This window comes from Citreimonas sp. (assembly GCF_042096055.1).
Lineage (GTDB): Bacteria > Pseudomonadota > Alphaproteobacteria > Rhodobacterales > Rhodobacteraceae > Citreimonas.
Window position 1 is genome coordinate 1 of sequence record NZ_JBELMH010000109.1, and the last position, 7,869, is coordinate 7,869.

A 7,869-nucleotide genomic window follows, 5' to 3' on the forward strand; every position below is an offset into this window, starting at 1 on the left:
GTTCATCGACGAGATGATGGGCGACGGGCTGATCGCCCGGCAGAAGACGGGCGGAGACCGGACCGGCGGTGGTTCCGGTCCCGTGCCTCAGGATGCGCCCGCTGCCAAACAGGCGCGGCGAACCTTGATGGCGCGCTGGCCGGTGGGGCGCAGCTTCGGCTTTCCGATGCGGCAGTTCTCTGCCTTCGATCCGCCGCGCCCCGGCACGACCGACCGCGACACGGTCAAGGCCGCCGACGCGGACCAGGCGCAACGCGCAAAGCCGTAGGCGAGCTTGCGGCGCCATCGACGGCGCTCCGGAAAGGCCGATTCTTCACCAGTACCGCGACGGCGCGTGGCCGCCCGTCATTCCGCCCGGTGGCAGGCCACCCGCGTATCGCCGATGGGGCGCATCAGCGGCCGCTCGGTCTTGCACCGGTCGATGGCGATGGGGCAGCGGGGATGGAAGGCGCAGCCCGGCGGCGGGTTGATCGCATCGGGGATCTCGCCCTTCGGCGGCTCGACTTCGCGGCCGAAGGCATCCATGCGCGGGGCCGCGTCGAACAGCATCTGCGTGTAGGGATGTTTCGGCGCATCGAAAAGCCGGTCGCGCGGCGCTTCCTCGACGAGGCGGCCGAGATAGAGCACGCCGATGCGGTCTGCCATGTGCTGCACGACCGTCAGGTCGTGGCTGATGAAGAGGTAGGTCAGCCCAAGCTCCTCGCGCAGGTCGGTCATCAGGTTCAGCACCTGGCTCTGGACGCTGACGTCGAGCGCCGAGGTCGGCTCGTCGCAGACGATGATCTTGGGGTTCGACGCCAGCGCGCGCGCGATGCAGATGCGCTGCCGCTGGCCGCCCGAGAATTCGTGCGGGTACTTCGACGCGTCCGCCGCCGACAGGCCGACCTGTTCCAGCAGCTTTTCGGCCAAGCCCTTGGTGTCGCCGCCGCGGGCCGCCACCGGCTCGGCGATGATGTCGCGCACCCGCCAGCGTGGGTTGAGCGAGGCGTAGGGATCCTGGAAGATCATCTGGATCTCGGCGCGCACGGCCTCGACCTTGTCGTCGTCCTTCTCGGTCGCAAGATCCACGCCGTCGACCTCGACGCGCCCCTTGGACGGCGGCACGAGCCCCACCATGATCTTGCCGATTGTCGACTTGCCCGAGCCGGACTCGCCCACCAATGCGTAGACCGAGTTCTCCTCGATCTCGAAACTGACATCGGACACGGCGGTCAGTAGCGCGCGCGGCTTGCGTTCGATCACGCGGTTCAGCCAGGGTTTCGAGACGTCGAAGACGCGGGTCAGCCCCTCGACCTTGATGAGTGCGCTCATGTGGTGACCTTTTCTTCGGTATTCAGCGGAAACCAGCAGGCGGCGCGGCCGCGATAGGCGTCCAGCGTCGGGCCGGGGTCGCGGCGGCAGACGTCCTGCGCGCGGTCGCAGCGCGGGTGGAACGCGCAGCCAGACGGCAGGTTGCCCAGCCGCGGCATGGCGCCGGGGATCTGCACCAGCCGCTTGCGGCCCTGGCTGGCCAGCGGGGTCGATGCCATGAGGCCCGCGGTGTAGGGATGATGCGCGCGGGTCAGCACCTCGCGCACGGGGCCAAGCTCGGCCAGGCGGCCGGCATACATCACCGCGACGCGGTCGGCGGCCTCGGCGATCACGCCCATGTCGTGGGTCACCAGCATGACCGCGACGCCGCGTTCGCGGCAGAGCCGTTTCAGCAGCGCGATGATCTGCGCCTGCACGCTGACGTCCAGCGCGGTGGTCGGCTCGTCCGCGATCACCAGATCCGGCTCGGCGCAGAGGGCCAGCGCGATCACCACGCGCTGACGCATCCCGCCCGAGAATTCGTGCGGGTACGATCCGATGCGCGCCTCGGCGGCGGGGATGCCGACCTCTTCCAGCGCGGCGATCGCGCGGCGGCGCGCCTCGGCTTGCGAGACGTTCATGTGCTCGAGGATCGTCTCCTCGATCTGCTCGCCGACCGTCAGCAGCGGGTTGAGCGAGGTCAGCGGGTCCTGGAAGATCATGCCCATCTTGCGGCCGCGCAAGCGGCGCAGCTTGTCGCCTTTCAGCGCGTGCACCGGTTCCCCCGACAGCAGGATCTGCCCGGCGGTGATGCGCGCCGGCGGGTCGAGCAGGCCGATCACGGCGTTGCCGGTCATCGACTTGCCGGCGCCGGATTCGCCCACGACGCCGAGGATTTCGCCAGCGTGGATATCATAGCTGACGGTGTCGACCGGGCGCAGGATGCCGTGACGGGTGGGGATCTCGACCGTGAGATCGCGGACGGACAGGACGGGTGTGCTCATGCGGTGGCGCCTCTGGTTCGGGGCGGAAAAGCGGACGGGGCGGGCGCGTGCTCACGCAAGCGTGTGCCATCTTGACGGAACGTCAAAGCGCCCGGGGTTATGGTTAACATAGCGATGTCACAGCGCGTCGCGCAGGCCGCCGGAGACAGCCCATGTGCCTCACGACACACGCTCTCGCCCTGTTCCTCAGCTTGCTGGCCGAGGATCGCGTCGCGACCGAGCCCGGCCGGATCACCATCCTGGCCGAGGCGGAGGACGCGGTCTGGGTGCGCAGCGACCGCCACGCCGACGACCGCTGGTGCACCATGGCGCCGCAGCTCGACGCCGTCGCGCGGAAGGACCATGACTGACCTCACCGCAGTTTCGGGTTCAGGGCGTCGCGCAGCCAGTCGCCCAGCAGGTTGATCGACAGCGCCAGCGCCAGCAGCGTCAGCGCCGGGAAGAACAGGATCCACCACTCGCCGGAGAACATGAACTCCTGCCCGATGCGGATCAGCGTGCCGAGCGACGGCTTGGTCGGCGGCGCGCCCACGCCGAGGAAGGACAGCGTCGCCTCGGCGATGATGGCCAGCGCGAGCGAGATGGTCGCGATCACCAGCACCGGGTTCAGCACGTTGGGCAGGATGTGGCGCAGCATGATCGCGAAGGGCGTGCGTCCGATCAGCTTCGCCGCCTGGACGTATTCCTTGTTCTTCTCGACCAGCGTGGCGCCGCGCACGACGCGCGCGAACTGCACCCAATCCGAAAGGCCAATGGCGAGGATCAGCACCCAGATCGCCACCTGGTCGCGGTATTCCGGCGGGGTGACGCCCTTGGCGATGCCGAAGATCAGCATGGCCACAAGGATCGCGGGAAAGGTCAGCTGCACGTCGGCCACACGCATGATGATCGTCTCGACCCAGCCGCCGACATAGCCGGCGAGCAGCCCCAGCGCGACGCCGATCACCAGCGCCAGCGCCACCGCCGAGAACCCCACGAAGAGCGAGATCCGCATGCCGTAGAGGATCGTCGACAGCACGTCGCGGCCCTGGTCGTCGGTGCCCAGCAGGAAGTAGTCGCCGGTGAAGGCGTTCGCCTGTCCCGGCGGCGTGAAGCCGTTCATCAGGTTCAGCGTGGCCGGGTTGAACGGGTCGTGCGGCGCGATGACCGGCGCCAGCAGGGCTGCCAGCACCAGCACCACGACGACCGTGAAACTGATCATCGCGACCGGTGCACGGCGGAAGGCGTAAGCAAAGTCGCTGTCCCAGGCGCGGCGCGCCCGCGAGGGTCCGGCCACGTGCGCGGATTCGGCGATGGTCGTCGCGTCGGACTGGCGGTCGGAGAGGGGCATGTCAGTGGCCTCCGGCGGTACGGTCGACGCGCAGGCGCGGGTCGATCGCGAAATAGAGCATGTCGACGATCAGGTTGATGCCGACGAACATGACCGAGATCAGCATCAGGTACGCGGCCATGACGGGGATGTCGACGAACTGGATCGCGTTGATGAACAACAGCCCGACGCCGGGCCACTGGAACACGGTCTCGGTGATGATGGCGAAGGCGATGATGCTGCCCAGCTGCAGACCGGTGATGGTGATCACCGGCACCAGCGTGTTCTTCAGGGCGTGGCGGAAGTTGACCGATTTCTCGCGAATGCCCCGCGCGCGGGCGAAGCGGATGTAGTCCATGCGCAAGACCTCGAGCATCTCGGTCCGCACGAGGCGCATGATCAGCGTCATCTGGTAGAGGCCCAGCGTGATCGCGGGCAGGATCAGCGCCTTCAGACCCGAGACGGTGAGAAAGCCGGTCGTCCACCAGCCGAGGTTCACCACGTCGCCGCGCCCGAACGACGGCAGCCAGCCCAGCTCGACCGAGAACAGGTAGATCAGCAGGATGCCGATCAGGAAGGTGGGCAGCGACACACCGATCAGCGACAGGGTCATGATCGCGTTGGCGGATATGCCCCGCCTTCGGATCGCGGTGAAGATGCCCAGCCCGATGCCGCCGACCAGCGCCAGCACGCCCGATACGAAGGCCAGCTCGAGCGTTGCGGGCGCGCGCTCCATCAGGATCTCGGCCACGGGACGGCCCTGGCGGTAGCTGAGGCCGAAATTGCCCTGCACCGCCTGTTCGAGGAACTTGTAGTACTGGACGATGAAGGGTTGATCGAGGCCCAGCTGGTCACGCAGGCGTTCGACGTCCGCCTGCGTGCGTTCCTGGCCCAGCATGTTGTCCACCGGATCGCCGACGAACCGGAACATCGAGAAGGCCACAAGGCCCACGACGAAGAGAACGAGGATCGACTGCGCGATCCGGCGGATGATGTAGGCCAGCATGAATCAGTTCACCGTTACCCAGCGCAGGATGAAGAAGTTGTCCTCACGCACCGTGAGATCGACGTCGTCGCGCGTGCCCCACAGCAGCGGCTGCACGTAGAGCGGCACGTAGACGGCGTCCTCTTGCACGGTCGCGGCAATCTCGTCCAGCATCGCCTGGCGTTCCGTCGGGTCGATTTCCGATTGCTGCGCGGCGATCAACTCGTCGACGCGGGCGTTCGAGTAGCCGCCGAAGTTCCAGGTGCCGATATTGTCCTGCGGCGTGTGCACGAGGAAGCGGAAGGGATGCTCGGCGTCAAACGTGCCCGGCGACCAGCCCAGCAGATACATGTCGTAATTGTCGGCGCGCAGCTCTTCCCAGTAGTTGCGCACCGGCACCGCGTCCAACTGCGCCGTGAGGCCGACCTGCGCCAGCATCGAGACGGTCGCCTGGCAGACGGATTCGTCGTTGATGTAGCGGTCGTTGGTGCATTTCAGTAGGAACTCGAAGCCATCGGGATAGCCTGCCTCGGCCAGCAGTTCGCGTGCGCGCTCGGGGTCGTGGGCGGGGCGTTCGGACAGGCTGTCCGAGTAGCCGCTCATCGCCTCCGAGACCAGTTGCGACGCGGGCTCGGCCGAGCCGCGCATGATCGTCTGCAGGATCGCCGGCACGTTGATCGCGTGCGCCACTGCCTGCCGGACGCGCGGATCGAGGAAGGGGTTCTCCTCCGCGGTGCCGTAGAGCGTGTCCTTGTCCTGGCTGAAGCCGTACATGATCACGCGCGCCTCGGTGCCGCGGATCAGCTTGACGTCTTCGGCCGCGTCGACACGGTCGGCGTCCTGGACGGGCACCGGGTTGATCATGTCCACGTCGCCCGCCAGCAGCGCGGCCACAGCGGTGGCCGAATTGTCGATCGGGGTCAGGATGCCCTCGGTGACGTTGCCGCGATCCTCGCCCCACCAGTCCTGCCAAGGCGTCAGCACGGTGCGCAGGCCGGGCTCGCGCTCCGCCAGGATGTAGGGGCCGGTGCCGTTGGCGCGCAGGGTCGCGTAGTTGCCCTCGGTCGGCGCGGGGCGGGTGGCACCGTTGGCCTCGGCCCAGCCGCTGTCCATCATCATCCAGTTGGCGATGCTGTCGGGAAAGATCGGGTTCGGCGCGTCGGTCATGATGTCGACTGTGTAATCGTCGACCGCCACCACGTCGGTCACGCCCGAGAACCAGCTTGCGGTATCGGCCGTCTCGGACGAGGCGCGCTCGTAGCTGAAGACCACGTCCTCGGCGGTGAAATCCGCGCCGTCGTGGAAGGTCACGCCCTCGCGCAGGGTGAAGCGCCAGCCCTCGCCGTCGCCGATCGGCTCCCACGCGGTGGCCAGTGACGGCTCTACGCCCATGTCGCGGTTCCGGCGGACGAGGCCCTCGTAGACGTTGTTGAGAAAGCCCAGCACGGGCGTCGAGTTGCCGGCATGCGGGTCCATCGTGTTCGGGTCCGTCTGCTCGGCCCAGCGAAAGGTCTCGGCCGCGGCCGGTGCCGCCAGCGCGGCGCAGGCGGTGCCGATCATCAAAAAGTTTCTCATCGCGAATATCCCCCGGTTCCAAAAGGTCGGGGCACGCGGTCGGCCCGCGTGCCCCGGTTTCAGCGTCCGACCAACGTGGCCGGCCGGTCAAGTCAGTTCATGGTGAAATACTTGAACTTCGGATCGTCCTCGGGGCTCACCTCGGTGCCGACGGCGTCCGTCATGCCCCAGTTGAGCACCTGGTGGTGGATCGGCAGGTAGAGCTGCTCTTCCTGCACCACTTCCCAGATCGAGGCGATGGTCTCGTTGCGGGCCTCGAGATCGGTTTCCGACTCCAGGCTGACGATCATCTCGTCGATTTCCGGGTTCGAGTAGCCGGTCGCGTTCCAGCTGCCGCGCTCGTCACCGCGGGTGTGCACGAGGAAGTTGAACACGTAGGCGGAATCGTAGGTGGGAACGCCCCAGCCCAGCATGAAGAAGTCGGTCTCGCCGTTGGTGATCAGCGGGAAGTGCTGGGCCTTGGGCTTGGCGTCCAGGTTCACCGTGACGCCGATCTGCGCCAGCATCCCGACGGCGGCCTGGCAGATCGCTTCGTCGTTGACGTAGCGGTCGTTCGGGCAGTCCAGCCGGATCGAGAAGCCGTCCTCGTAGCCCGCCTCGGCCATCAGCGCGCGCGCGGCGTCGAGATCCGTCTCGATCTGGTCCATCTCGGCGGTCCAGCCGTTGACGAACGGGGGCGCGATCATGCCCGCGGGCGCGGACTGGCCGCGCATCACGACCTGCTGGATGGCCTCGCGGTTGATCGCCAGGTTCATCGCCTCGCGCACCTGCGGGCTGGCCAGCGGGTTCTCGCCCTCGACGTCGTCGCTCGCCAGGTCCTCCTCGGCGGTGTTCATGCCGAAGAAGATCGTGCGGTTCTGCGGCGCGGTCTTGACGACCAGGCCCTCGGTCTCGGCGACGCGGCCCAGATCCTGCACCGGCACGTCCTGGATGAAGTCCACCTCGCCCGACAGCAGCGCGGCGACGCGGGTCGCGGCGTTCTGGATCGGCGTGTACTCGATCCGGGTGATCTCCATGGGGAATTCGTCCATGCCCCAGTAGTCCTCGTTGCGCTCCAGCACGGTGCGCACGTCGGGCTCGCGCGAGACGAGGGTGTAGGCGCCGGTGCCGTTGGCGTTGGTCGCGGCGAAGGTCTGCTCGCCGCCCTCGACGTCTTGCACGTCCACGGCGTCGTTCGCTTCGGCCCAGCCCTTGTCCATCATGAACAGGTTGGTCAGGTTTGCCGGCAGGATCGGGTTCGGGCCGTCGGTGACGAATTCCACGGTGTGGTCGTCGACGATGCGGACCTCGACGATCGAGTTCAGCAGCTCCTTCATGTTCGAGTTCTCGGACTGCGCCCGCTCGATCGAGAACTTGACGTCCTCGGCGGTGAATTCCTCGCCGCCGTGGAAGGTCACGCCCTGGCGCAGGTTGAACACCCACACGTTGGGATCGTCGGGCGACACCGCCCAGTCGGTGGCAAGCGCCGCCTGCGGCGCGCCTGTCGTGTCGCGGATGATCAGCGGCTCGTAGATCTGGTGCGACAGCGTGTGCGTCGGGCCTTCGTTCTGCGCGTGCGGGTCGAGCGTCAGGCTGTCGCCCGCGCGGGCCCAGCGCAGCGTCTCGGCCGAGGCGCCGAGCGCGGTGCTTGCCAGCAGCGCGGCGGCGAGAATGCCGGTGGTCTTCATGGTCGTCTCCCTGTGAGGTTGCGGCCCTGTTTCCGGGCC

8 protein-coding genes are annotated in these 7,869 nt (G+C 67.5%); 2 read left to right on the plus strand and 6 right to left on the minus strand.

Annotation, left to right across the window (positions count from 1 at the left end; translation table 11 throughout):
- Window positions 1-268: hypothetical protein (locus ACFDTC_RS16440; RefSeq protein WP_375259966.1), on the plus strand; the 268-nt coding region annotated here is incomplete at its 5' end.
- A gap of 77 nt (window positions 269-345) precedes the next feature.
- Here the strand turns inward: ACFDTC_RS16440 and ACFDTC_RS16445 are convergent.
- A complete protein-coding gene (locus ACFDTC_RS16445) occupies window positions 346-1,311 on the minus strand; it encodes an ABC transporter ATP-binding protein (protein ID WP_375259967.1) in 966 nt (321 codons plus the stop codon).
- A complete protein-coding gene (locus ACFDTC_RS16450) occupies window positions 1,308-2,294 on the minus strand; it encodes an ABC transporter ATP-binding protein (protein WP_375259968.1) in 987 nt (328 codons plus the stop codon). The genes ACFDTC_RS16445 and ACFDTC_RS16450 overlap by 4 nt, the downstream gene beginning before the upstream one ends.
- 152 nt (window positions 2,295-2,446) lie before the next feature.
- Between ACFDTC_RS16450 and ACFDTC_RS16455 the strand changes: the two genes are divergently transcribed.
- Entirely contained in the window at window positions 2,447-2,644 is a 198-nt protein-coding gene (locus ACFDTC_RS16455) for a hypothetical protein (protein WP_375259969.1), read from the plus strand.
- Window positions 2,645-2,646: 2 nt separating this feature from the next.
- On the opposite strand, the gene ACFDTC_RS16460 is transcribed toward ACFDTC_RS16455, so the two are convergent.
- From ACFDTC_RS16460 to ACFDTC_RS16475, 4 genes are all read right to left on the minus strand, one after another.
- Window positions 2,647-3,624, minus strand: a complete 978-nt coding sequence (locus tag ACFDTC_RS16460) for an ABC transporter permease (RefSeq protein WP_375259970.1) — start codon at window positions 3,622-3,624, stop codon at window positions 2,647-2,649.
- A gap of 1 nt (window position 3,625) precedes the next feature.
- Entirely contained in the window at window positions 3,626-4,609 is a 984-nt protein-coding gene (locus ACFDTC_RS16465) for an ABC transporter permease (RefSeq protein WP_375259971.1), read from the minus strand.
- 3 nt (window positions 4,610-4,612) lie between these two features.
- On the minus strand, window positions 4,613-6,163 hold the full coding sequence (locus ACFDTC_RS16470; RefSeq protein WP_375259972.1) for an ABC transporter substrate-binding protein: 1,551 nt from the start codon (window positions 6,161-6,163) through the stop codon (window positions 4,613-4,615).
- A gap of 92 nt (window positions 6,164-6,255) precedes the next feature.
- On the minus strand, window positions 6,256-7,830 hold the full coding sequence (locus ACFDTC_RS16475; protein ID WP_375259973.1) for an ABC transporter substrate-binding protein: 1,575 nt from the start codon (window positions 7,828-7,830) through the stop codon (window positions 6,256-6,258).
- Window positions 7,831-7,869: the final 39 nt, after the last annotated feature.

Coding starts and splice junctions, on each gene's coding strand:
- ACFDTC_RS16455 (WP_375259969.1), top strand. CDS start 2,447: ATGTGCCTCACGACACACGCTCTCGCCCTGTTCCTCAGCTTGCTGGCC.
- ACFDTC_RS16470 (WP_375259972.1), bottom strand. CDS start 6,163: ATGAGAAACTTTTTGATGATCGGCACCGCCTGCGCCGCGCTGGCGGCA.
- ACFDTC_RS16465 (WP_375259971.1), bottom strand. CDS start 4,609: ATGCTGGCCTACATCATCCGCCGGATCGCGCAGTCGATCCTCGTTCTC.
- ACFDTC_RS16460 (WP_375259970.1), bottom strand. CDS start 3,624: ATGCCCCTCTCCGACCGCCAGTCCGACGCGACGACCATCGCCGAATCC.
- ACFDTC_RS16450 (WP_375259968.1), bottom strand. CDS start 2,294: ATGAGCACACCCGTCCTGTCCGTCCGCGATCTCACGGTCGAGATCCCC.
- ACFDTC_RS16445 (WP_375259967.1), bottom strand. CDS start 1,311: ATGAGCGCACTCATCAAGGTCGAGGGGCTGACCCGCGTCTTCGACGTC.
- ACFDTC_RS16475 (WP_375259973.1), bottom strand. CDS start 7,830: ATGAAGACCACCGGCATTCTCGCCGCCGCGCTGCTGGCAAGCACCGCG.